The following is a 24,309-nucleotide window of genomic DNA, read 5'->3' as shown; positions in this document are numbered from 1 at the left end:
GTAACCTTTTACACCACAAAACAACAAAATATGTAATAAAAAGATTGATACAATGAACATAACAGCCTATTTTGGCACCACAACAATGAAAAGGCTTACAATTATCGGGAGGTGATTCTTGAAAAATAATTGGCTAAAGAGTATATGGCATCCCATCCAGACTTACATGGACAATTATTAAAAGGAGGAAAAAGATAACGATGAAAAAATCACTCATTTGGTTATTATTTCTATCATTGATTATTCTACCGTTACTATTCAGTAGCAATAGTGTAGCAAATGCAGCAGCAATCGATTCGATACCGAACACAGAAAGACACTTCAAAAACTATGATAATAGTTATCTATCCGTAACTGGTTATGCTTCATCAGGCGTTCATGATCGAAGTGAATACATGGGTACTTCTTATTATCGTAAAGTAAAAACAGAAAGAGAGTTCCTGCAAGCATTATTGGATGCTGGAAATGGAGACATTAAAGTAATTGAAATAGCGAAAGATCTTAACCTTGGATGGAAATCATTAAATCTGAATGAAGAAGAAACGAAGAAATATCGCTTCATAAGAGAATACCGAGATCCTACGAACGGATTTACCAACCCAAAATTAGCTTCCTCCGGTGTTTCACAATTGGATGTAAATAATGTAGATGGGTTAACGATCTTTTCTAAAAAAGGGAAAACGATCAGGAGTGCAGAAATAAATTTACAACGTTCTTCTAATGATATTGTGATACGAAACCTTAATTTTGATGGCATGTGGCAATGGGATGATACCGGGAGACATAAGGAAGTAGGCTGGACCTTTATTAAAGTAAATGGTGCCAACAATGTATGGATTGACCATTGTCAATTTTCGATTGCATCAGACGGATTAATTGATACCGAAAATGGTGGCTCTAATATTACCATCTCTTGGTCTGAATTTGGCTTACCTGCCAATGAACACCCAGCAAAAGACAGTGATATTTATCAATCGATTCAGTATATGGAAGAAAAATACGTGGCAAACGAGCTTACTGGCGACAGTGTATACTACAACATGCGTCATGATGGTGCGACGAAAGAGCAGATTATGGCATATGCTGCCTATCACAGCAAAGTACACTTAACTGGCTCAGGGGATAAAGATTATGTGGACTATGTAAGCAGTAGTGGAACGAATTATAAAGATGGTAATCAGCGAATCCGATTAACCCTTGCCTATAATCGTTATACGAATATCGGCCAGCGTGTCCCGATGATTCGACAAGGTACTGGACATGCATACAATTTGTATCTGGATAACTCTACACACCAGAATGTCCTGGATCACGTAAGTGCTATTGCAGAACACGGAAGAGATCAACTTTCCCGAGCACTTAATGCGAGAAACGGAGCTTCCATCGCAGCAGACACCTCTGTATTCCATGACATTAACGAACCAATCATTGGTGCGGAGATTCAAGGATTAGATACAAAGAACATGGATGAACAGTGGGCGGAGCTCTTCCAGAACGCCTATAACCGAAATTTAATTGTAAACTCCAAAGTAACCAACCAGTATGGAACCTATACTGGAAGCAGTTGGGACAATAATGGTGAAAACCTGTTCACAACAGGATTCACATGGCATGACAAATCAACCATCGGCAACTGGGCATGGTCTTCTCATATTGTCGGAAGTGAAAATATGGAGAAAATGAACCCACCGTCCGATCCTTTTACTTTTGAATATAACTATGAGGAGCAGCTTCCTTATGCGTATAATGTCATTCCGTTAGATCGTGTGGTAGAAACGGTTACGAAATACGCTGGGGCTGACAAAATTAGTCAGGGGCCAAAGGATTGGTTAAAGACAGAATATAGCGTGAAGAAGAAACATGGACATTATCGGAAAGCGAATTAGTCACATAGTGAATAAGCAAAAATTAAATAAAAGCCCATTTACTCGATTAAGAAAATGGGCTTTTATTTGTAAAAATAACCAACCTGGTCCCGACTCACTATATGTCATACCTTTATACAGATTTAGTTACTCGTGAAGTAGAATCAGTCTGCACAGTCTCACGCCATAAAACTTTTCTAAACATAATACCTATGATACCAATAACAGCTAGCGATATGCCGACAGCTTGGAATACCGTTTCAACATTAATCAAACTAACTAGCATTCCACCTGCTAACGGAGCAACTAAAACCATTAAGCTGGTTAACGAACTAAATATACCTGACACACAACCGATATTTGTACTAGTGGATTCTTTTTGAATCACATAATTTGATCCAACAGAAAAGAGCCCTACACCTAATCCGGCAATAAATCCACAACTGGCAGGAATATAATTAGGTACTCCAACATACAGAAAACCCACACCGCCAAAACCTGCTCCGATAAAAAGAACACTTCCTCCAAAGATAAATCCATATGAATGAACCTTATCCAAGCGATTCATCATTACTAGCATAACAAAAGCGCCAGCCCCTGCTGAGGCCATGAGCCAGCCAATTAATTCTGGTCGACTTGGCGCAATCTCGCGGAATAATACAGCAATTTGAGCATCCACCATCTGAATCGCTATAAAAGCCAATAAGGAGAAAATAATGCTAACAATTAGTATGCGACTGTTAAGAACAGTAGACCATCCTTCTCGCCAGGATTGCCAAAAAGAGAGTTTTTGCGCCAAATTTGAATGGATACTGCTTAGGTCTTTTTTTAAAATACTTACAAGAATCAGAGCTGACACCCCATAAGCGATAGCGTTGAACAGTATGCAAAGTTTTGGTGAGAAAGCAGAAGCTAATCCCCCTCCAAGAAATGGTCCAATAATTTTTGTCAACTGATCAACAGAACCATTTAGGGTGACAGCCTTGACTATTAATTTTTCTTCTACTACGCTTTTAATAAGTGCCTGCTGGGCGGGGAAATGAATCACCGTAACCGTTGCTCGTAAAAGTAAAACCGGAAGAGCAATGGCAGGGTTCGGAGCAAAAAATAAGATCAGTGTCAATATGGCAGTGGCAATATCAGCAGTCAGCATGAGTTTTACTTTATTAAAACGGTCTGCCAGAACACCAGAAAATTGACTTAAAAACGCATGCGGTAAAGCATAAGCTACCGGAATTAAAGCGATAATGAATGGATTTGCTTCCCACACATAGCTAAACAGAATCAGTATAGCCACCATGTCGAACCAGCGGCCTAGCATAGAAACGGAATAGGAACTAAATAAACGCAAAAACATTTTATTTTTCCAAATGGATGCAGTTGTCATAAGAAATTCCTCACTTTTAATAGAATGATTTCATTTTAAAAGATGAATGTCAGAGGAATATCAGATAAGCAAGAAAATAACCTCCAAAAATATTTGAAGGTTATACGAATTCTCTTATTTGTTGCTCGACGGCCACTTCTATGTCCACGAAATTATAATCTTTATTAAGTGTATGCCATTCTGCTTTGCATTGCGTAAACAAATCTGGTTCTTTAATGTCGTATTCTAACATAAACAAACAAATTCTAATTGCTAAAAATACATGTGATTTAAAACGAGTTTGGCGAATAATAGTAAAGCCCTTAACGATCTCTTGTTTTCCTTGTTCGTTATCACCTAGTTGAACCGTATACAATCCTTTTAATACATGAAACAAACCGAACTCTCGTTGATACGGTTTTTCTGAAAAAAATTCATTCATTTCGTTAATAATTAGCGTTACTTCAGATGAGTTCTTTAAACACATGTGGTACATCATCTTATTTAGCTGGAGGAAAGGATAAAATCCGTGATCATTTGGAACGTCTTTGTACGCTAGATGCAAATGCTCTTTTGCCTTTACAAAATCTCTTCCTAAAATATAAAAAGTGATTGGTGATAATATTCTTGCTTCATCACTAGTTTCACTAGAAAATACATCTCTTCTTAATGCCTTCTCAAAATATGGAATAATCTTCTCAGGTTGATTCGTAATAATAATATATATGTAAAAAAGAAATAAAGCCTTTTCTGGAAATGAAATCTCGCCAGCATCAATAAAACTCCACATATCTCCCTGCATAAATGCAATAGAGGCTCTTTTATCTCGTTCGACTTCGATGCCAAGTGAATCCTGTTGAAGTAGTATATTTAGTGCTTCTCCTTGACCGAATAAGTGATATTTGTTAAACAAATCGGATGTCAATCGTCTAAATTCTTCGTCATGAACAAACGGGGATGTTTTTTCAGTATGATGGATCGCTAAACGATATCCATAGCCTTTCACCGTCTCAATCGTTATGACGTGTTTCCAATCATTTAATTTTTTCCTCAGACGATAAATATGATCATCGACTGTGCGATCACTTGGAGCCTCTGATTGCCATACCGCGTCTAAAAGTTGATCCCTTGTAAAGCTGTGATTTGCGTTCGTAAATAAATAGTGAAGGAGCGCGAACTCCTTTCTTAGTAGCTGAACCGTTTCTCCTGCATGGGTAACGGTATAATTATGCGTTTGAAAAGATAAATGCATGAGTTCACCTCTAAATTGGTTGAATGCTTTATTTGACAAAATTTTTCGTAAGCGAAATTACTTACACCAAACTTAATTCATAAGATAAAATTGCGAATCTCGTACATATCCGTTTTTTTCATATAATCGCTGAGCACTTGCATTATCAGGCGCTGTACTTAAACTAATGCTATTAGCTTCTGTTTCGATAGCATGTTCTTTTGCTTTATGTAGAAGTTTTTCTCCTATCCCTCGTTTTCTCGCTTCTGCATCCACATACAGGTCATTCAATATCCATGCTTTACTCATAGATATCGATGAAAAGGCAGGATACAATTGAGTAAATCCTAGATACTGTTGATCCTCTTTCACAACAAATATAACAGAATCTTTGTTTTCCATACGTTGTTTTATGTACGTTTTAGCTCCCCCTATATCTGAAGTTTGCTGATAAAACACACGGTACAAATTAAATAAATCGGATACTCCGTCCAGGTCTGCTATGGTAGCTTGATAGATTTCCATTCTTCCACTTCCTTATGTTATTTTATATTCCTGATACAACCAGTCTACTGCATCTTCCAAATTTTCTGCAATATATTCCAATTCAATGTCATTTATTTTGTCAAAATGTTCGTTTAGTGCTGCATGACCTGCCCCCGTTTTGACTAGGATTTTCACACAACCAGCCGTTGAAGCAGCTAGCATATCACTCCACCTGTCACCGATCACCACACAATTCTCTAATGATAGCTTGTGTTTTTCAGCAGCCGTTTGAAGCATGCCTGTATTAGGTTTTCTGCAAAAACAACCTTTACTTGGGTGGTGAGGACAAATAAAAATATCATCAAATCCAAAAGCAGTTAGTTCTTCGACATAATCATGCGTAGCAGCTTTTCCTGCTGATATTCCCGGTTGGTTGGTAAACGAAAATACCTTTATACCATCCTTTTTTAAGTTACTAATCAGTTCCTGTGTGAAAGGAAATAATTTAAATTTTCCCGGATAATGTACAGTGTCATCCCCACAAATTGTGCCATCCCGGTCTAGAAATACAGCTTTTATTTCTCTAGAATTGTTCATTAAGCATAAAGCTCCTTTATAACATGAATTCTTTTTTTATCATGCGAGCCACTTCATCAGCACTCAAATTTGTATTGTTTATTCTCACATAATTTTCCTGTTTTATTTCTCCTTGCTCTGAATTCAATCGATATGTATCCATACTGTTCAGTAAATTTTCTTCGGATTGTTTTATATTTCTCTTCCTCGGCTTTTGTTCCAGGCGATTAGGTGTTTTATTTCGTTTAAGCCGTTCTTCTACATTTGCTTCTAATTCCACAAAATAAATGTCACCACCTTGTGAGCTAAAAATGTTGCAAATATTCTCAACACACTCCCTATCTTCTCTTTCATTAAATGCCCAGACATATGTAAAGATCATGCCATACTTATCACCTTTGGCATAATGCTTAAAAATCTCCTCCCGAAACAGCGTTGATAATTTCCACATGTCAGGTCCAAAATCGAAAAATGGTACAAGCATATCAATCGTCATGTGGTTGTGGAATAGTTTCAGATCCGTTATGCTCGACAGTTCTTGCCCTACTGTCATTTTCTCAACTGCCTGGGGACCGAATACTAACACAAATTTCATGAGCGCTCATTCCTTTACACATTTTTTATAATAGATAGAATAATATAATTGGTTACAGATTATCAACCTCACTCTGATAAGCAAGCAGCGGATTGTACATCATCAGTATCGATAATAGGTTGTTCCAAGTGTAATTATTAATTTGTTTCTTCTGAGAGGTCTAATTCTTTCGGAATCTTGCCAGTTCCAGTCCATCAAAAGCCTCCTCCAGTGTAACTATTCTGTTAAGAAATCGCTAAAGATGTTCCTCTGCTTTTTCCTTTTTAAATATTCCCTTCAAAAGCATGATCAGTCCTGATACAAATCCTATAGGAAACAATATCGAAAATATACCAAGTATGGCCCAGCCGTTTTCTACTAGAGATGCATATGTCAAACCGACAGCAAAGGATAAAAATGGCGATATTGCTACCATAAGAGCGATTCCCCAAATAATATATTTGCTTTTCTTAGACTTATTCTCGCTCAGCAGATAAGCAAAAATCGCCCCAAGAATCGCAACACCATACCCTACAACAAATGCCATCCAACCGCACCCTTTCAACAATATTTTACATGCATGAACATTCAGCAATCTTCTTCAGTGCCCTTGCCCGAGATACAATAAATCCGCGCATATATTTCTCTAAAAATAACTTGTCAGCTAAAACGCCAATGAAACCAATTGGTGACTTATATTGGAATCGATCAATCATGACAGTGCCATCTTCTTTTTCGATAAATTCGTGTGTATGAGTAAAGGATTGGAAAGCTCCTTTTACCATAACATCTACAAATTGATGAGGCCTCTCCATTACTGTTACTTTAGCTGTCAGTCTTTGCTTCACACCGAAATGAACCGCTTCCCAGGTAACGGTATCACCCTGCTCTAATAGCCCTTCCGTTACTCCGCCAACAGCTCTTTCCTTTGTCTTCAAAGTCGTTTGTGTATGGATATCTACATTTCTTACTAGATCAAAGCACCTTTCTACCGATGCTTCAATAAATTGCTGATGTATTATTACAGGCATAGCTATTCTCCTTAAAAAATTGTTCCATTTACAACCATGCTTTCCGAATTTGGGCCACATCAAAGAATGTATTCTAGTAAAAACATATACACAGTTACAGCGAGAATAAAAATCGTTGATAATAGGAGCAATTTGAAATATTCTTTCTTACGAGTTACGATCATTTCAACAACCCGTACAACAAACGTTAACCCTAAGCAAAAGGACATACCAATCATCAATGAAGTGGAATAATCAGTTGACACATCTGAACTTGACAAAGCCGATATAGATTCGAATAGTACTCGAAGAGCAAAGAAGATTGTTAAACCGCTAAAAAAAATATCCAAAGCTAAAAATGTCTTATTTCGCTCTCTAAACTTTTTCTGTATCGTTCTTACTAAATTCAACATACCTACCTCCATTTAACCTATTCCATTTCATCTTTCTAAAAACTCTCATAATATCGGCACAGTTCTTGTCCCTTACAATCTATCACTCAAAATGTACTTCACTACACTATCGTCCTCATTAGTTCCAATAAACGAAGTGGCAACCTCATTCAGGTCTGCTATTGCATTTTTTACTGCCACTGCTTGATCCGCTGCCTTGAACATCTTTATATCATTCGATTCGTCTCCAAACACCGTTAAATAGGAAGCACTCAGACCATATTGCTTCTGGAGCACTTTTATTGCCTGATCTTTTGTCGCTCGCTTATCATGAATGGTGAACCAATACCATCCTGGTGAATATAAATGTTCAAAAAAATGTACTTCAATAAATTCGCCGAACTTCTCCTTTATTTTAAAGTAAAAGTCTTGCAAGCTGTCTTGTCTATGTATAAAAGTTAAACAGACGACTTGTTCAGAAAAAATCTGTTTTACATCGAAACCTTCCCTCAGCCTTTTATCCTTCGCCTGTTGTCTTGCGTTCAAATAATAATTCATGCCATCATTGGTTGGAATATCATAGTATAGACAGTCGTCCCTTCCATCAAATGAAGAAATAAAAGGCGTACAATCACAATTTTGTAACTCAGAATACAACTCAATCAGAAGGGCTTTTTCAATATTATTCACGATTTCGTGCTGGCCGGTTTCATAATTGGATATATAAGCTCCATTAAACTCGATAACAGGAAGTTTAAAAGGCAGTTCTCCGAGAATATGCTTGATTGAATGTATACTTCTTGCACTGGCAATCGTAAAATCCAAACCATTTGCAAGTAAATCTATTAATGTTTTCTTAGTGAAATCTGAAATTCTGGCATCATTATTTAATAAAGTTCCGTCTAAGTCAGAGATATACAACTTGTTCATTGACTAATCCCCCTCTACTGTTACAGATCATATTAGAAAAACTCGGCATTCGCCTCGTCTATTAGCGAGTGCCGAAGTTTTTCTTATACTTGGTACATGCTAAATTTTCACTACGTCGGGCTTCTTCATTGTTAAAATTTTATACTTTCCTACCGTACAAAAAATATGAAAGCATCCATTTATTTCACTAAATCACATAACATTGGCACTTGTTCGATTAAAACATCCTGATCTGATCGCCATTCGAATTTTGGTCCAACACCACCGTATTCCAACGATACCACCCATGGCTCTTGCCAGTCTCCATCTTTTATTCGCTGCATAACCCATCGAGCCAACTCCCAATCATCTTTGGTCATCGACATGCTGTCACGAAGACGCCCCTCTTCATCTGCTTGTATCCCGGTAATATGAAGTTCTTTAAGCTGTTTAACAGGGAATTGTGAAATGTATTCTTTCACATCATAACCAAGGCATTTGGAAGTCAGTTGGGCGTGAGCTGTATCTAGCAAAAGTCCACAACCCGTCTGATGAACAATTTCACTAATGATCGTTGGATCTATTATTGCCTGCATCGTATTCTCTCCTTGACCTCTGCAAACAATATTTTCCATTATGACGTTTTCCATACCTACTTTTTCGGCAACGATTTCTATATCCCGTACGACTGCATCTACTATTCCATTAACCACAGAAGGGCTCGTTGAAAAAATATCTGTATTCGGATAATCCTTTGCAAATGCAACAGCATGCACATTAACGTACGGTGTTTTGGACTGCTCTCTTAATTCTTTAACCTTTTCCCAATTTACTTTGTCCATTTGTCGATCACCGGCATTTAATCCAAAGTGTATATAACATGGAATGGTCTTTTCTGCATGATCAATCCATTCCCTACTAAAGTCTGGGCATTTAAACAAATCTATTTCCACTAAAGAATCACTTACCAATCTTTCAGCCTCTTCAGAATAATTAACAGCTAGCTTCATTTTTTCTTCTCCTCCTCCAAAACAAATTCACTTCTGTATTGCCTCGTGTGGCAATACCGCATGTACCCCTTTTACCCCATTTACAATTTGGGTAATGCGCAGGTCCACCACAATGCTGGCAAGTGTATAAGCTTCTTTTCGTTCAAATTCATAGAGTTCCTGCATCAGGTCTAACATGCCATCTAGAGCAATCATGCACGCTTCCTCTAAATCTTCATGAAAACCGAAAATAATCCAGCTATTTGGGGTCTGCGCACGTGGCATGGTTAAGGTCTTATTCTTACAAAGTGTGAACGTTAAATCGACCAGGTCCATTGGGCATTCCACGGCCTGAGTACTTATTTCTCCATCTCCTTGTGCTGCATGTCCGTCTCCAACTGAAAACAATCCACCTGAAACAGGGATAGGTAAATATATGGTGCTTCCCGCGACTAACTCTTTACAGTCCATATTACCTCCACAAAACCGAGGTGGAATGGTAGAATGTATGCCAGATTTGTTTGGTGGCATTCCCATCGTCCCCATAAAAGGACTTAACGATATCATGTGATTCTCCTGGCTCGTACCCAGCCTTTGTTCGACATCTAACGACCAGTTCAAGTGATACACTTCTTGATCCTCTATTCCGAGACGTTTCTTCACACGGGATGGACCGCCAGCAAAGCTCCACCCCCAGGAGGATGGGCGAATTTCGTTTATGTTCACTTGGAGAACCATCCCCGGCTCTGCTCCGTTAATGGCGATGGGACCACAGAGAGCATGGCCCTGATCACGCATAGAGTCTTTCGGTTCAAAAACTCTTCTTTTTTGCTCCTTAAATGGTTCCAGACCCCATAACGCATCAAGCGTAGCGTAACGTACTGTGTCCCCGGAATTTATGGTAAGTACTGGCTTGAAGTCTTTCGAAAAAGAACCATGAAGCGTTTCTTTACTTGGATTTATATAATGAATAGCCATATGCTTAACTCCTTAAATGTAAACCTTCCCCAGCTCTAAACCTTTCGATACAATCAATTAAAAAATCTCGATCTTCCGGAAAACTTAAATCTAATTCCTTCAGCTCATCTATACTTTCCCAGTCAATATCGTAGATTAAATGATCTGGATCTTGCATCATTCTTTCCCCACCGAAAATGCCCACTAAAAAATAATGCACTTCAAACGTTATCCCAATTTCCTTATTTTCACCTTTCTTCACCTGTAATTTATCACCTGTCTCTACAATAAATCCTGTTTCTTCGCTCACTTCTCTTCTACAGCATTCTGCAAATGATTCCTTTTCCTCTAATCCGCCAGATGGTACTGACCATTTTTTAACTTCCTCTGGCTTGCCTTGTAACACCATAAGTAATTTATTTTCTTCATTGATACATACACCTGACGCACCGAACCAGTTTCGCATGACTAAAAACTCCTTCACACTGATAATTTGAGTTACATACGCTCAGAGGTTGTTGTTAACTCCCAATCATTGTATAATTCCTCCACTGTTGCGTACCGTTCCACTCTATCCGGATTAACAGCCTTGCTTGCGATATCATACCGTTCTTGACTTGTATCCCACTTTGGAAAGGAACGATCCAGTTCACCACCCAGTAAGCCAAAAGCAATGGCCCCCATATTAAATACATTCGTTCTTTCATCGATAGCTGCACCCATTTTGAATTCTTCTGGTGACATAAATCGCGATGATCCCCACAGTCTTCCCATGTTATTTTTAAACGGTTTTTGTTTATATAAATCAATGTCACAAAATTTCGTTACATTGTTTTTAAAATCATACAAAATGCTGCCATCATAAAAATCGACTGCAACAAATTGTTGTTTTTCGACATTGACATGAAATGCTAAGATGCTTTGGAAAGCATCTAATCGTTGTTTAACCGGCAATTGTTTAAAAGGGAAATAAGGTGAATCAGGATGAGAATATTTATCTGGTGGAGGAAAAGACCAAGGAGAGTGTAGACATTCACCATCAAACCAATCAAATACTAATGCATAGCCTTGTTCCACTTCGAAATGATCCATCAGCTTCACAAGGTGTTTGTGCTGTAAATTTTCATAAGCAGCTACCGAATCCTTCAATCTTGTGACAGCATCTTCCGGTAGTCCACTATATTCTTTTGTTCTAGCGCCAGCATACTTTACGAATTTTTTAACCCCGTCTTGTTCAATGCCGAAGCAAATATTTCCTGAATCTTGTTCATCAAATACAGAAAAGACTTCTCCTAAAGCAGTTAACCAGTCAAAGTTATGGTCTTCTTTAAGCTGGAAGGATACCTTGTCTAACGTCACACACTTGTTCATATAAAACCTCCACGTCAGCCAATAATCGGCAGCGTTTTGTTCGATAATAAATCATCGATTATCATCCTATGTTCTGTAAATATATTGTCCGGCAAGTTTTGCAATGAGCAGAATTTATTTTGTAGGGATTCACTGTTACTTTTGATGAGTTCACCACTATACCGCTTACAAATAAATGATATTAAAACTAGTGATACCTGATCACCGTTCGAGAATGTTTTGTCATATTGCGGACCGGAATAAATCGCAAACAACTCCATTTCTTCTAAATAAAGTCCTGTCTCCTCATTAACCTCTCTTTTTGCAGCATCTTGAACACTTTCCCCTAGATCCATAAATCCACCTGGAAATCCCCATTGTCCGTTATCGGAACGTTGCTGCAGCAGTACTCTGTCTTCTTCATCAAAAACAATTGCGCCTGCTACTACCATCAATATTTTTTCATTTCCGACCATTGATCTTACATGTTTTATGTATTCCATTTTTGATTGTCCTTTCCACATCATTCTCTATACATTAATTTACGATGTATGTTGATAATTTTAAAAATACTAGTAAGTTATTTTGAGCGTATCACCCTTCTTATCACCTCATCTATCATCCAAAAGAAAATAGCTGTAATAGAGGCAAAGAGCGTAGCAAAATTTATCTCTACTCCTAACAAGGAAAACTGCGTTGTACCCATCGGAAATAGTAATCCAAACAATATACCAAAAAAGATATGTATAAGAAATGCAAACAAAGTCCGCAGATTTTCAGTAAATCGTTTACATAAATAATCGGACAAAAATGTCACTGGAACCCCGTACACTAATATAATTGGTGAGATCCACAAACTGAATGTCCCAGTCATCACCATCAATTCGCGAGGCTGTTTCCATTCACCAAATATTATTGCAAAAATAAAACATAATGATATAGGAGTTGCTAATAAGACTGTTATCAGTTTTCTTTTTATCATTCTCAGAACTCCCTCTGCCAATTGAGTTCACACTGCTACCTCAGAAAAGGATCTTCCGTACCAATTTTATCACATAATTACATAAATATGTTAATTATCAACTAAAAAAAGACGATCACTGTTTGATCGTCTTTTCAAATAATTTATTTTAAGAAGATTGAATGAAACCTCTTACCAATGCTATAAATAAACATCACAACTATTAATTTTTTTGCCATGATAATTACTAGATCTTTAAAGTTGCTAATATCTTCTAGTAACATTTTCCGGTAAGTCCATTGAGACACTTTCCGACTGAATTGATTTTAACAGGTTTCGACGAGACCATCCCGCAACGCATCTCGCATAAACTTGCTCGGCTCCCCTACACTATACAACTGCAAATCATGCATCGCTCTCGTACAGGCAGTATAGAAAATTCTGCGCAAGCTTTCGTCATTATATATATGCTCCGAAGCATCATAAATGATCACGGCATCAAACTCAATCCCTTTGGAGAGATAGGATGGCACAACCACCACTCCCTGTTCATATTCCGAAGAGGTTGTCTTCAACAGTTTTATCCCATCAATGCTTGCTAGAGATTCATAGGCACGATAACTTTCCTCAGCGGATTTGCAGATGATCGCAATACTGTGATAATCAGCCTGCCGCAATGCTCTGACTTTCTCGGCAATCGAGTCATGCAGCTCTGTGTAATCCGTTACTTTTTTCAAAGCAGGACGTTCACCGTCGCGTTCGAAAGGGATAATCTGTGCTCCATTAGGAACTAAACTTCGGGTAAATTCGATAATCGGTTTGGTGGAACGGTAGCTGCGGCTGATATTAATTAACTCAGTTTTTTCAGACCCATAAAGATTGGTAAGTGTATCAAAATTAACGTGCTCACTTGCATGTGTGAAAATCGCCTGATTAAAATCACCTAGTACTGTCATTTTAGTCGCCGGGAACAAACGCTTTAAGAACTCAAATTGGAATGGCGAATAATCCTGTGCTTCATCGACAACGATGTGTTTAATCGAACTGTTAATCTGAAAGCCCTGAATCAGCTCTTTCAATAACAGAAACGGCGTCGCGTCTTCATAAAACAATTTATTCTCATCGAGCATGTTAAGTGTTTCCTGGCAAATCGAAGCCCACTTATCTGGCGCATCTACCTCAAGCCAATTATTAATGTGCAGCGGATCTGTAAAAAGTTGTTTGTATATTCCCTTAAAGTCTATGAACTGATAAGCGCTGATTCGCTTTCGTAACGGCTTTAACTTTTGGTAAACAATCAATTGCGCAAGTGCTTTTGGTTCCATCTCATAGTCGGCAATTGCTTCTCTTTGATAGCCTCTTTTTTCCGCTAAAAAAGCATGTGCTTTATGATAATCTTCATTACTCAACAGCTCTATTTCCTCTTGTACCCACGGCTTCGCACGTTCTTCCTTTTGGACTTCCTTGATTTTCTTCAGCAGCCAATCCTTCAATTTCTCCAACCTATTCGGAAAACGAAGAGAAGTATCGTAACGGTAGAACTGTTCAGTTAATTGCTGTGCGGTAACAAGCGGTTCTCCTCTGAAGGTAATATTTTTAAATACCATACCTGATAATTCCAGTGACTGGCGGTAAGATTGAATTGCCTTAAAAAAATGAATAGATGCCTTAAATTGCATACTCTGAACTCTTGAAGAGTATGACGGGGTGTTCGCTGCCGTTAACGCATATTCCAGTTGCTCATAAGGATTTTCGACTTGAAAATCTTTATCAAGCCGATACATCAAATATTCCTGAAAAGTAACCTGCTGCATATTATCCTCGCCAAGCTCTGGCAAGACATTGGACACATAACTGCTAAACATCGAATTCGGTGAAAAGAGAATAATTTGATCCGCGTTCAGATGCCCTCGGTACTTATAGAGCAGGTAAGCGATTCGCTGCATGGCGGCAGACGTCTTACCACTTCCTGCCGCACCATGAACAATTAAAGGTCTACCCTGATCTTGTCGGATGATACGGTTTTGTTCCTGCTGGATCGTCGCTACAATACTGTGCATTTGTTTATCTGTGCCTTTGCCCAGAACCTGCTGTAAAATCTCATCTCCAATAGTAAGACTCGTATCGAACATCGATTGAAGCTCACCACGACGGATTAGATATTGCCACTTTTTCTCCAAGTTGCCTTCTATTACACCATCAGGAGTTTCATACTTAGCCGGACCAGGCTGATAATCGTAATAAACACTCGAGACAGGCGCACGCCAATCGTAGATAAGAAAATTTTCACCACTCGTATCACTTAGTGTGGAGATGCCAATATAGATTTGCTCCTGGCCAGAGCTGCCTTCTTCGGTAAAATCGATGCGGCCAAAGTAAGGAATCTCCTCCATGCGACGTAGCTGTGACAAACGCTTGGTTGCGTGTTGATGGCTGCTTTGACTGACGGAAAGGGCTTGCGCTTCTTGCCTCAGACCAATGATCGTCTCAAGGTAATCGTCAAATGTATCTGTATTTACCTTAACTTCCTCCCAAAAGTGTTTGCGGATATCGATCACCTCGTATTTACGCCTGGAGGTTTCTTCTTCTAATCGATTCTTTTCCTCTTTTATCGTCTCCATTACACTGCTGACTCGCTTTTGTTCCTGCTGATACTCCAAACTCATGGCAAACACTCCTTAATTTTTTACAAAAGAGTTGACAAAAATACAGTTTGCGATGTATAATAAGAATAGGGATAATAGTGAATTAATCCAAATACACATTGTGTGTCTATACTACTCTACCACATTATCACGTGTGGTTCAATGTGTTTTAGGTATTTTTATAAATTAAAGTTTGCTCACTACATCACATAATTAAAGATTTCTTTACTTCAACATTGAAAAACAGCTTCTACTTCGAGCATCGCGACTATACGTTTACGGAGCATCCACTAGCACGATTTAGCAGATGCTCCCATAAACAAATTAACGCCTCTGTCTCTGTTTTAAGAAATACACAAAAGCTGCCCCAGCAATAAATGTCATCATTGACGTTATCATAATATTACCAGTGATAACTCCTTCCACATTATTCAAAATAGCAAAAATAGATCCACCGACTAAGCCGATCATAGCTGAATACGTTTCCGCAGCATAATGGTCTAATAAATATTGAATTAATTTACTCGTAAGCAGAACTCCTAAAACAACACCAGTACCTAGAGAAAGGATAATAGGCACGTGGAATGATGATAGTGAGTCTGTGGCCAATTCATAAATCCCGAGAATAGTGAGAATTAAAGCTCCACTGATACCAGGAAGCACGAGAGCTATACTGGCAATAAAGCCTGAAGCAACCAGAAACATGTAATCTGACATGGACAAATCACTACCATTAATCTGGTGTAGCCCACCCAAGACTTGCCCGGCGATTACAATAGCTATAAATAGTATGATGATCAAATAATGGTTAAGTCGCAGTGCCGATTTCGTATATGTTTTAGCTTCTGACCATAAATAAGGCAGGAACCCTACAATAACACCTAGAAAAAACAAAAGGGTTTGCGTATGATAGTGATCTAATAAATAACCGATCATTTTGAAAGCAGCTGCAAACCCAATAACCATACCGAAACCAAAAGTAATCAAAAAAGGGATTACTTCTTTTCTTTTATTTGTCGTTAGCATGCTTAACGAATATATCAGGCGTTGATAGATACCTAGAATCATCGCAACTGTACTTCCGCTTACACCTGGAACTGCTTCTGTCATTCCCATCGCCATTCCTCGCAGTATTATACTGAGCATGTTATACCACACCTTAATGAGTTGTTATTATTATCATTCGTTACTATTTCAATGAATCAATAAACACTAATCAGATAATGCAAAAGGTTTATACCAGAATAAGGCGGTATCAATATTAGGATTTATGTAATGTCTATACGTATCCATTCCACCTAATTTAAAACCATGCTTTAGATAAAATCTGCATGCACCTAAATTGTCATCCTGCGCTTCCAGTGAAAGCCCGACAAGTTTCTGTGCCTTTGCCCACTCCTCCGCTTTATGTAAAAGAAGCTTTCCAACTCCCTGTCTTCTTGCTGATTTAATGATCGCGATATTTTCAATGTAGCAAAAGCGGTTTACATCTTTGATTATCCGGACTTGTCCGATACAGTTTCCGTCTGAATAAGCTAGAAATAACGCTTTACTGTTATTATCGATATACGCTTGCCAATTCAAATCATCATCAGGGAAACATGTCTCTCTAGGTTTATCAAAAAGTTCCTCTCCATGTGACCATATTCCATCTTTAAAACTTGGGACGAGCTTGCCGAAGATCGTAAAATAATCGTTTGTTACATTCACATCTTTTATATTTTCTGTTGTTAATGGGACAATCGTAATTCGTTGTTGGTCCATACTATTCCCGCCTTATCCATTTTTACTCTTGCATATCTTGCTATATCAGTTATGGTATAAACGATACATTTTTGCTACTCTTTTAAAGAAACTCACTATTTATTACAGTAAGCAGGTTAGACATGTGCTTTACCTACATTAATTACTACTTAACTTTAAGCAAAATGGCAATCAATAACCCTATCATGACACTGCTGTTTATTTGATCTGCAATGACTGGAGCATCTTGAGAAAAAGGAAATCATCCCGACTGTATAAATAATAATTCCTATCATTACGTATGCGATCCATTTATCTCCTCTCAAAAAATCACACTTTCCCTCATTTTTTATCCATCTATTCTTGGATAGCAAAGTATAATGATACAAGTTAAATAAATTTCGTTAATTCTTTTATATCATTCAACTGCACAATATTTTCTGTCTGATAATCTGCTCCAAGGCCAATTCCATAGCCTTTTATTTTCATGCTGACAGCAAGTTCCAGGTCAACAGGTGAATCCCCGATCAGAAAGGAGTCAGCCAAATTTATTGTTGGGTATTTCTCTAGTGCTGATTTTATCATTCCGTCTCGAGGTTTCATGCAGGAACAACCTTCTCTTTCACTATGAGGACAATAAAAAATATCATGTATTTCAATGTTATGATTTTTTAGCTCATGCAGCATCTGCTTATTTAAACTGTGATATTGATTTAACGTTATATAACCATCGTTAATGATGTATTGATTGGTGATAATAATGATCTGATACTTTTTATCAACGACTTCTTTTAATGTATCGATTGCACCATCTAAAAATAACGGATGTTTGATTGAGCTCCATTCCTTATCAGGGTAATCTTCGATAATGGTACCGTCTCTATCAAAAAAAGCTACCTTCATTATTATACTCCTTTCCGACAATCACTGACGCAGAAAAATGAAACGACTATCTTAATTTTTTAAGAAGCTTTACATATTCACCATGTTCATCTTTCCCTGTGTATAATTCATGTGTAAATCCTTTTTTGTGATATAAATACATTGCCTTCCAGTTATTCGTATCAACGCCAAGCGAGATTTCTTCATATCCAAGCTGTATAGCGAATTCAATCAAATAATCCAGGAGAATGCTGCCGATACCGCGATTTCGAAAGTCATCTTTAACAATCATACGAGATAAATAGATGCGTTTATTTGGTATCGTATAATCCGGGTCATTATTTCTAAATACCAATGAACATTCACCAATAAACTGGTGATTCTCTACATATACAAATGTTATTCTATTACCGTTGACCAGTTCCTCCAAAAAAATTTCAGCCATTTTTGCTTGTCTGGTCATATCCCAAATATTACTGCATTTATAAAATTCACTCGGTGCTAGTTTTATTATTTGATAGGAACTCACAACCTCACTCTTTCTTTTGGCAAAATTTCAAAACAATACTGTGTAGTACTATAGAGAATAGGAAAAGATTACCTAACATTACCTATGTAGAACGGACACTTCTTTTGTTTCCGCATTTAACAGGCGTGTTCGCACATCATTCTTCGCTATAAAAACAACTTCACCAGTTTCATCCATACAATAAGCTATTGGTATAGAAATACCTGTATCACCATACGAACCATCAGCATGACTAGTGCCGATTATCATTGTTTTATACTTTATTGCAATTTTAGTCGCTTCTGTTATCCACTGTTGAAACTGTTCTTCACTAAACATTCCAACTCCTATTGGATGCACTATTAAATCGGCTTTCGAATGATCTTCATCGTTAATAGCTTGAACGATTAGCTCATCACAGAGAATGTGACCAACTTTTAATTCTTCCATCATAACAAGGCAGGGTTTACTATATTTAACCCTATCTAAAATCAGCTCACCGAAACGATTTATTATTAAAATCCTGTCTTTTGGACTTTCTTGCAGTCTTCTATGCCCTCCGATTAACACAGTATTATATTTGCTTGCTAGCTCACAGGCTTTGCCTACATTTTCATTTAAATAACCTTCTGGAAAAATGACCGCATCCACGTCTGGATTATTTTTTAACTCAGCTTCAAGTTGGGCAATCTGTTTTTCAAGATTTGGTTGCATGATTAATAGTTTCATTAGAAATACCTTCCATTCATTTACACCAAAAAACATCTTATCAATTTTTCAATATAAAATTAATTACTTCCTTTGTGTACTTCTCTGGTTCTTCTAACCGAGGAAAGTGAGCACTTTCCTCGAATACTATCATTTTAGCTTTTGAAGCATATTCTATAAAAATATTTCTTTGTTGATCACAAAATACAGGGTCAAACTGTCCATGCAGAACCAAAGAGGCTTGTGTTACCGATGGAATTATAGGAAGTAAACTCTCAAATATCAGCCCTTCTTCTTCAAGATTACGGATATGAACTGTTGTACGTTCCCAGAATTCATCAGGAACATTAACCGAATCATAGATTCTATTTAATTCTTGAGGTTCCATTGATTTAAGATATATGTAATCTTTTCTATTTCCAGAAAATTCATTGTAGATTAATGCTAATGCTTTCCATATTGCTTTTGAAGGATATGAATCATTCACGTATTTACTGTAAAGCATTGCGACGTCTTTCCGTTCATCCCTCTCCAATAAACAAACAGCTTTTTTCATTAATGATTTAGCTGACAGCCCAATATCAAAAGAAGGAGCTTCATAAATCACTTTTTTTTACTGACATCGGATATTCATATGCATAATTCAGTGCAATATAACCTCCAAATGAATGCCCTAAAACCGTCCAATTTTCAATACCTAATTCTTTTCTTAGCGCTTCACAATCACTGATAATATCATCAACACCAAACTTTTCATTGCTCATAATCGGATCTGAACGAAGCACTCCACGCTGGTCCAGCGCTATAACTCTAAGTTTTTCTGACAATGCTTTTGCTTGATAATAACAAAAATCTATACAGCTCGCCCCTGGACCTCCATGTAAATATAAGAGCGCCTCTTCATTCGTTTTGCCAAATTCCTCTACGTAAATGTGCACACCACAGACGTTGATCAATCTTCCCAATCTTTCACAACCTCCATTTTGGTTGATATCATTTTCGCTGCACGCGCAATGCTTTCCTTTAAGTAAACAGGAGCATTTGGGTGGGTGGCTACCTCATATGAACTAAGCCATACGATTTCTTCTACTTCATCAGGGCTCTTTGGAACTTCCTCTCCCGATTGGAATCCGCAAAGAAACACAACATCTACTACATGTTTACCTTGATCAGTAATAAAAGATGTACTGTGCACATAGTCTAAGTTGTCGTAAATGGTTACACCTACTTCTTCAAATATTTCACGCTTTAACGTTTCTTCTAAAACATCCGAACAGCTGACTTCTAATTCAACCTTTCCTCCAACGAGAGATAACAGACCACCAGCGTGCTCCTCTTTTTGGCTTCTTTTAATTATCAGCCATTTATCATTTTTTCGTATCGCACCTTCGACATTTACGATAAACATAGCTATAAATCCCTCCACATGCAAATGTGTAAACTCTAAGATATTTTTAGAACAGTTGTTTATTCCATAGACAATCGATTTGCATCGAGTGAACCATTTGGCAAGTTACTGGGTGAAGCAATATAAACATACTGAGTCATGATTTTTTAGTCCCGCAAGCTAAATGGAAAATCATGATTGCGTATGAATCAGGATTGTATAATAAATTTTCATAGGCTTTTTGCAGACTATCAAAGTCACTCTCAGATAATATACCGCTTTCATAAAATGGTGCGAATCTCTTCGGATTAAATTGCTCCTTAAACCCTTCTAAACCGACTAAATCACTATGGACGGAGATCGCATCTAGATCGACATCTAAAAACCCAGTCTGCATGAGCAAACGTGGTAAACTTCAGCCGATTTCCCGATTACCACCAGCTTCCCCTTGCATTTCAATCAATTTCTGGATAATAGAATTGAAATTTTCTATCTTTGGCTGGACAGCACCAAAGATTCCGTCGTCAACATCGATAATTACTAGCTTCCCACCTGGTTTTAATACTCTGAATAGTTCTAGCAGAGCTTTAATTGGATCGTGTAAATGAAGAAAAAGGAAACGAGCTATTACGAAATCATAACTGTTATTAGAAAAACCTGTATCATAAACAGACGATTGTATAAATTTTACATGTGCATCAGGAGTCGTATTCAAAAGTAATTTAGCTTTAGCTAGTAATTTTTCATCTACATCTAATGCCGTTACCTTGCTATTTGGAAAGGACTGCACAAGTTTTTCTATAACAAAACCAGGTCCACAGCCGGCTTCTAATATGTTCATCCCATCTTGTAAACCATACCACTTAAAATATTTATATTCTTTCTGTCATCCCATCAAAGCTTGTGCTTTAAGCCGGCTTATCTCGGCTTTGAAACCGATATTAGCATTCTCTGCCTTATATGTTGAATTAGACTTACTCATATTGCTATTCTCCTCAAGATTAAGAATATACTGGTGGATCTTCCACATTCACCACAATTACTTCAAATTAACAGTTAGCATTTCCTTGTGACTGTTTGACAGCTTTATTAAATGGAAATCTTGTTTACTAATTAGTTTCTTAAGCTTTTTCATTTCATTACACGCTAACTCATAATGAGCTTCATCTATAATTCCTTTCGATAAAGCATCGTCCAATTCATCCGCATCTTTTTCAAATATTTCTCCAGAAGGTAAGAGAATCAGATCCAGAAATAAATCGTCCATCCATGGAATACCATTTTCAATACCGATACAAAGACAGATATCAATATACCATTGAACGATATTGCCATTAGCATCAAACATTGTCGTTACAGCATGGTTTCTATCAAGTGGAAATTGTTGTAACCACATGTAACCGTCATCCACAATACAGATATTTTTTTCACCATAATGCACCGATAAAGGTTCGTTTACTTTTATTGTGTTTAATAAAGATAAATAGCCTCTAAATTCATCAGATTCCAGATATGTCTGCGAATATTTTCGTTCCAGTATCCGGCTCCAGCCTGAACGATCTCCATATCTTCTCTTCAGCATCCTATTCCTCCTAGAAAATTAATACGATTACACGATATATACTTTGCCCCATATAAATAACAATTGAGCAAATAATGTCCCAAGCAGCCTCGCAGTAACCATCCTGATGGACATACTTTTCAGCTTGTGGTAACTTCCTCTTCCGTTTACAACATCATCTGCAATGACAGATATTTTAGGATCAATAAAATTAATCAAATGTATCGTAGTTATTGTTGTATTAATATATACTGGTAATCTTTCTGTTCGGCTAGTTATGCACCTGTACGCTCGGACATCGTTTTGTTAATTCAGTGATAAATTCCTTTTTTTCTTCAGGTGATATTTTCACACTTCCTAAAACCGCTGTAATATAAAAGATTTCTATCCCATCCCTTGATGATAATACTCTATAGCCAGTAAAAATATCTTTGGCAGGTGAAACCTTTGTGATCTTTTCATAGGAAATGCGGCTTTTAAATGGTCCACCTTTTATAAATAGGTATTCCTGATAAAAGACGTATTTGACCGAGAAGGCGCACCACAAAATAAAACTTGCTAGCATAAGGAATATCAATATTAGTATTACGGCTACCGGCAGTTCACTTCCACCTTCAAGAAACAAAGGAAAAAAGCAGACCAATCCAATAATAAGTACTGCAATCGATATAAAACTAACAAAAAATGTATCAACTTTTGAGCGGAATACCATTAGCTGATCAACCTTTCCAAATCTCACTTTTGATTGAAATACCACAAGTCAGTTAAAAATCTGCGGTTCCCAATCTTCTAATAACCCCCACGTTATATCAGGCTTTCCTTCTATAGATGTCATGGAACCTACATATATTTTTCCATCGAACTTCCCTGTCCTGTCATAATGGTTTACTATTTCTTTTGTTGTTGCTGTTACATTATGGTTAAGAATAATATCTTCATAACTCAACCAGGATAGTGATCCTTCCTCACTTTCAATTAAAGTAGCCTGTTCAGAAACCGTACCATTGAAAACATATTGTATTCGCACTTCCTGATGACTCTTTACGCGAAGCACAATGTATCTAAGTGTAAGATCTTTTATGCAATGACTCTTTAGACCTGTTTCTTCCTCAATTTCTCTTAGACATGCTTTTTTAGGTTCGTTTATTTCATCACCTTCGATATGGCCACCGATTGGTACTAATAACCCCGGATGCAAAGCGCTTCTTTTCTTTTTTTGGAGAAATAAAATCTCTTCTTTTTTATTATAGAGGAAAGCAACTGCCATTTGTCTTAGTTTCAAAGATTTCACTCCTTCTTTATAGTAATACACATTCCGATCATTTGCTGTTGATCAATTAATTCTATAATTTAAAGTCATAACCTTTATAATCAAAAACTTTTCTAAACCCGATATTCTCCGCTAATGCAATCGAGGCTTTGTTTACTTCCATACAGTCCCAATATGGAACCATCCCTTTGTCTAAACAATCTGTCACAAAACGGTGAGCTACTTTTTGCGCTAATTTCTTTCCCTGGTGTTCTCTTACTGTTTCAATGGCTATACAATGTACGTTATCCACAGCAAACTCCGAATGACAAATACTTACAATTGCATTGTTGTAAACAATGCAGTATCCAATACCGCTATTAAAAAAGTTGTCTAGTGAAGACCATGCTCCTAATAGTTTCGATCGTAAAAAGTCAAAATTACTTAACGAGTTTTGATTTGTTTCATAGAAACCTTTATTGATTTTGTGAACAGTATATTCTTTGTTAATATTCGGTTTATTGGTAGCGATATAATCATTTTTATCTAATACATATACTCTTTGATCCCAATCGCCGAGGTCGCGATGTTCAAATATTTTTTCGATTACTTTATTCCAGCCCTCATGGTTTCCGATAGCTTCAAACCAATCTAATCCGATTCTCTTTGCTTGCGGTTCAATCACATTATCAATAAAATAGTTGATCCGGCTATTAAATTCTTCATTTTGTTCATTTCCAAAAAAGACAAATCCATCCTTATTCCCTTGCCAAACCACTCCAGAACCAGGAGTTTCCGGATTATCTACAAATATACGACCAGGGTTGACTCCATTAATTATTGCCAGGATTTCTAACTGACCAAAATTATTGACCAGATCTTTGCATTTATAAAAATCTTGTTTATTTAACTCGGCAATCAATGTTTTTCCTCCTTATGGAACAACAGGCTTTTGCTATG

Annotated in this window: 32 protein-coding genes; 1 reads left to right on the top strand and 31 read right to left on the bottom strand. The window is 37.3% G+C overall.

Annotated features, from left to right (window positions below):
• Positions 1 to 200 precede the first annotated feature (200 nt).
• Positions 201 to 1,886, top strand: a complete 1,686-nt coding sequence (locus MUN88_RS12305) for a pectate lyase family protein (protein ID WP_244715440.1) — start codon at positions 201 to 203, stop codon at positions 1,884 to 1,886.
• 112 nt (positions 1,887 to 1,998) lie between these two features.
• On the opposite strand, the gene MUN88_RS12300 is transcribed toward MUN88_RS12305, so the two are convergent.
• The 31 genes from MUN88_RS12300 to MUN88_RS12150 all read right to left on the bottom strand — a co-directional run bounded on the left by MUN88_RS12300 (position 1,999) and on the right by MUN88_RS12150 (position 24,271).
• On the bottom strand, positions 1,999 to 3,252 hold the full coding sequence (locus MUN88_RS12300; protein WP_244715438.1) for an MFS transporter: 1,254 nt from the start codon (positions 3,250 to 3,252) through the stop codon (positions 1,999 to 2,001).
• A 100-nt stretch (positions 3,253 to 3,352) separates the two neighbouring features.
• Positions 3,353 to 4,483, bottom strand: coding sequence for a winged helix-turn-helix domain-containing protein (locus tag MUN88_RS12295; protein WP_244715436.1), 1,131 nt, complete (start codon positions 4,481 to 4,483; stop codon positions 3,353 to 3,355).
• Between the two features lie 72 nt (positions 4,484 to 4,555).
• On the bottom strand, positions 4,556 to 4,987 hold the full coding sequence (locus tag MUN88_RS12290) for a GNAT family N-acetyltransferase (RefSeq protein ID WP_244715434.1): 432 nt from the start codon (positions 4,985 to 4,987) through the stop codon (positions 4,556 to 4,558).
• A 12-nt stretch (positions 4,988 to 4,999) separates the two neighbouring features.
• Positions 5,000 to 5,545: an HAD-IIIA family hydrolase gene (locus MUN88_RS12285; protein ID WP_244715432.1), complete on the bottom strand. Its 546-nt coding sequence runs from the start codon at positions 5,543 to 5,545 to the stop codon at positions 5,000 to 5,002.
• A gap of 16 nt (positions 5,546 to 5,561) precedes the next feature.
• A complete protein-coding gene (locus tag MUN88_RS12280; RefSeq protein WP_244715430.1) occupies positions 5,562 to 6,119 on the bottom strand; it encodes a DEAD/DEAH box helicase family protein in 558 nt (185 codons plus the stop codon).
• 235 nt (positions 6,120 to 6,354) lie between these two features.
• Positions 6,355 to 6,645: a hypothetical protein gene (locus MUN88_RS12275; protein ID WP_244715428.1), complete on the bottom strand. Its 291-nt coding sequence runs from the start codon at positions 6,643 to 6,645 to the stop codon at positions 6,355 to 6,357.
• A gap of 25 nt (positions 6,646 to 6,670) precedes the next feature.
• Positions 6,671 to 7,129, bottom strand: a complete 459-nt coding sequence (locus MUN88_RS12270) for an SRPBCC family protein (protein WP_244715426.1) — start codon at positions 7,127 to 7,129, stop codon at positions 6,671 to 6,673.
• 59 nt (positions 7,130 to 7,188) lie between these two features.
• On the bottom strand, positions 7,189 to 7,521 hold the full coding sequence (locus MUN88_RS12265) for a hypothetical protein (protein WP_244715424.1): 333 nt from the start codon (positions 7,519 to 7,521) through the stop codon (positions 7,189 to 7,191).
• A 72-nt stretch (positions 7,522 to 7,593) separates the two neighbouring features.
• Positions 7,594 to 8,430 carry an HAD-IIB family hydrolase gene (locus MUN88_RS12260; protein WP_244715422.1) on the bottom strand — a complete coding sequence of 279 codons (837 nt, stop codon included), beginning with the start codon at positions 8,428 to 8,430 and terminating at the stop codon, positions 7,594 to 7,596.
• 179 nt (positions 8,431 to 8,609) lie between these two features.
• Complete coding sequence (locus tag MUN88_RS12255) at positions 8,610 to 9,419, bottom strand: multinuclear nonheme iron-dependent oxidase (RefSeq protein ID WP_244715420.1); 810 nt, start codon at positions 9,417 to 9,419, stop codon at positions 8,610 to 8,612.
• A 27-nt stretch (positions 9,420 to 9,446) separates the two neighbouring features.
• A complete protein-coding gene (locus tag MUN88_RS12250) occupies positions 9,447 to 10,376 on the bottom strand; it encodes an acetamidase/formamidase family protein (RefSeq protein WP_244715418.1) in 930 nt (309 codons plus the stop codon).
• Positions 10,377 to 10,380: 4 nt separating this feature from the next.
• Positions 10,381 to 10,821, bottom strand: a complete 441-nt coding sequence (locus MUN88_RS12245; protein ID WP_244715416.1) for an NUDIX hydrolase — start codon at positions 10,819 to 10,821, stop codon at positions 10,381 to 10,383.
• A gap of 32 nt (positions 10,822 to 10,853) precedes the next feature.
• Positions 10,854 to 11,726, bottom strand: coding sequence for a serine/threonine-protein kinase (locus MUN88_RS12240; RefSeq protein WP_244715414.1), 873 nt, complete (start codon positions 11,724 to 11,726; stop codon positions 10,854 to 10,856).
• 14 nt (positions 11,727 to 11,740) lie between these two features.
• On the bottom strand, positions 11,741 to 12,208 hold the full coding sequence (locus MUN88_RS12235) for an NUDIX hydrolase (protein WP_244715412.1): 468 nt from the start codon (positions 12,206 to 12,208) through the stop codon (positions 11,741 to 11,743).
• Positions 12,209 to 12,285: 77 nt separating this feature from the next.
• Positions 12,286 to 12,687, bottom strand: a complete 402-nt coding sequence (locus MUN88_RS12230; protein ID WP_244715410.1) for a hypothetical protein — start codon at positions 12,685 to 12,687, stop codon at positions 12,286 to 12,288.
• Between the two features lie 305 nt (positions 12,688 to 12,992).
• Entirely contained in the window at positions 12,993 to 15,332 is a 2,340-nt protein-coding gene (gene helD, locus MUN88_RS12225; RefSeq protein WP_244715408.1) for an RNA polymerase recycling motor HelD, read from the bottom strand.
• 303 nt (positions 15,333 to 15,635) lie between these two features.
• Complete coding sequence (locus MUN88_RS12220) at positions 15,636 to 16,457, bottom strand: DUF368 domain-containing protein (protein WP_244715406.1); 822 nt, start codon at positions 16,455 to 16,457, stop codon at positions 15,636 to 15,638.
• Between the two features lie 66 nt (positions 16,458 to 16,523).
• Positions 16,524 to 17,075, bottom strand: coding sequence for a GNAT family N-acetyltransferase (locus MUN88_RS12215; protein WP_244715404.1), 552 nt, complete (start codon positions 17,073 to 17,075; stop codon positions 16,524 to 16,526).
• A gap of 369 nt (positions 17,076 to 17,444) precedes the next feature.
• Positions 17,445 to 17,957, bottom strand: a complete 513-nt coding sequence (locus tag MUN88_RS12210) for an HAD-IIIA family hydrolase (protein WP_244715402.1) — start codon at positions 17,955 to 17,957, stop codon at positions 17,445 to 17,447.
• A gap of 46 nt (positions 17,958 to 18,003) precedes the next feature.
• A complete protein-coding gene (locus tag MUN88_RS12205) occupies positions 18,004 to 18,465 on the bottom strand; it encodes a GNAT family N-acetyltransferase (RefSeq protein ID WP_244715399.1) in 462 nt (153 codons plus the stop codon).
• A gap of 78 nt (positions 18,466 to 18,543) precedes the next feature.
• Positions 18,544 to 19,173: a hypothetical protein gene (locus MUN88_RS12200; RefSeq protein WP_244715397.1), complete on the bottom strand. Its 630-nt coding sequence runs from the start codon at positions 19,171 to 19,173 to the stop codon at positions 18,544 to 18,546.
• Positions 19,174 to 19,213: 40 nt separating this feature from the next.
• Complete coding sequence (locus MUN88_RS12195) at positions 19,214 to 19,759, bottom strand: alpha/beta fold hydrolase (RefSeq protein WP_244715395.1); 546 nt, start codon at positions 19,757 to 19,759, stop codon at positions 19,214 to 19,216.
• Positions 19,749 to 20,117, bottom strand: a complete 369-nt coding sequence (locus MUN88_RS12190) for an alpha/beta fold hydrolase (protein ID WP_244715393.1) — start codon at positions 20,115 to 20,117, stop codon at positions 19,749 to 19,751. Before MUN88_RS12190 ends, MUN88_RS12195 begins: the two co-directional genes overlap by 11 nt.
• Complete coding sequence (locus MUN88_RS12185) at positions 20,105 to 20,560, bottom strand: NUDIX hydrolase (protein ID WP_244715391.1); 456 nt, start codon at positions 20,558 to 20,560, stop codon at positions 20,105 to 20,107. The genes MUN88_RS12190 and MUN88_RS12185 overlap by 13 nt, the downstream gene beginning before the upstream one ends.
• A 136-nt stretch (positions 20,561 to 20,696) precedes the next feature.
• Positions 20,697 to 20,936: a hypothetical protein gene (locus MUN88_RS12180; protein ID WP_244715389.1), complete on the bottom strand. Its 240-nt coding sequence runs from the start codon at positions 20,934 to 20,936 to the stop codon at positions 20,697 to 20,699.
• Positions 20,937 to 20,954: 18 nt separating this feature from the next.
• Positions 20,955 to 21,380, bottom strand: a complete 426-nt coding sequence (locus tag MUN88_RS12175) for a class I SAM-dependent methyltransferase (RefSeq protein ID WP_244715387.1) — start codon at positions 21,378 to 21,380, stop codon at positions 20,955 to 20,957.
• 198 nt (positions 21,381 to 21,578) lie between these two features.
• Complete coding sequence (locus MUN88_RS12170; protein ID WP_244715385.1) at positions 21,579 to 22,121, bottom strand: ribonuclease FAU-1 family protein; 543 nt, start codon at positions 22,119 to 22,121, stop codon at positions 21,579 to 21,581.
• A gap of 27 nt (positions 22,122 to 22,148) precedes the next feature.
• Positions 22,149 to 22,319: a lipid II flippase family protein gene (locus MUN88_RS12165; RefSeq protein ID WP_369809883.1), complete on the bottom strand. Its 171-nt coding sequence runs from the start codon at positions 22,317 to 22,319 to the stop codon at positions 22,149 to 22,151.
• 52 nt (positions 22,320 to 22,371) lie between these two features.
• Positions 22,372 to 22,665 carry a PH domain-containing protein gene (locus MUN88_RS12160; RefSeq protein WP_244724496.1) on the bottom strand — a complete coding sequence of 98 codons (294 nt, stop codon included), beginning with the start codon at positions 22,663 to 22,665 and terminating at the stop codon, positions 22,372 to 22,374.
• A gap of 195 nt (positions 22,666 to 22,860) precedes the next feature.
• Entirely contained in the window at positions 22,861 to 23,382 is a 522-nt protein-coding gene (locus MUN88_RS12155; protein WP_244715383.1) for an NUDIX domain-containing protein, read from the bottom strand.
• 61 nt (positions 23,383 to 23,443) lie between these two features.
• Positions 23,444 to 24,271: a GNAT family N-acetyltransferase gene (locus MUN88_RS12150; RefSeq protein ID WP_244715381.1), complete on the bottom strand. Its 828-nt coding sequence runs from the start codon at positions 24,269 to 24,271 to the stop codon at positions 23,444 to 23,446.
• Positions 24,272 to 24,309: the final 38 nt, after the last annotated feature.

The organism is Gracilibacillus caseinilyticus, from assembly GCF_022919115.1.
Lineage (GTDB): Bacteria > Bacillota > Bacilli > Bacillales > Amphibacillaceae > Gracilibacillus > Gracilibacillus caseinilyticus.
The sequence above is the reverse complement of the archived record's forward strand: the minus strand, read 5'-3'. Positions and strand labels throughout refer to the sequence as shown.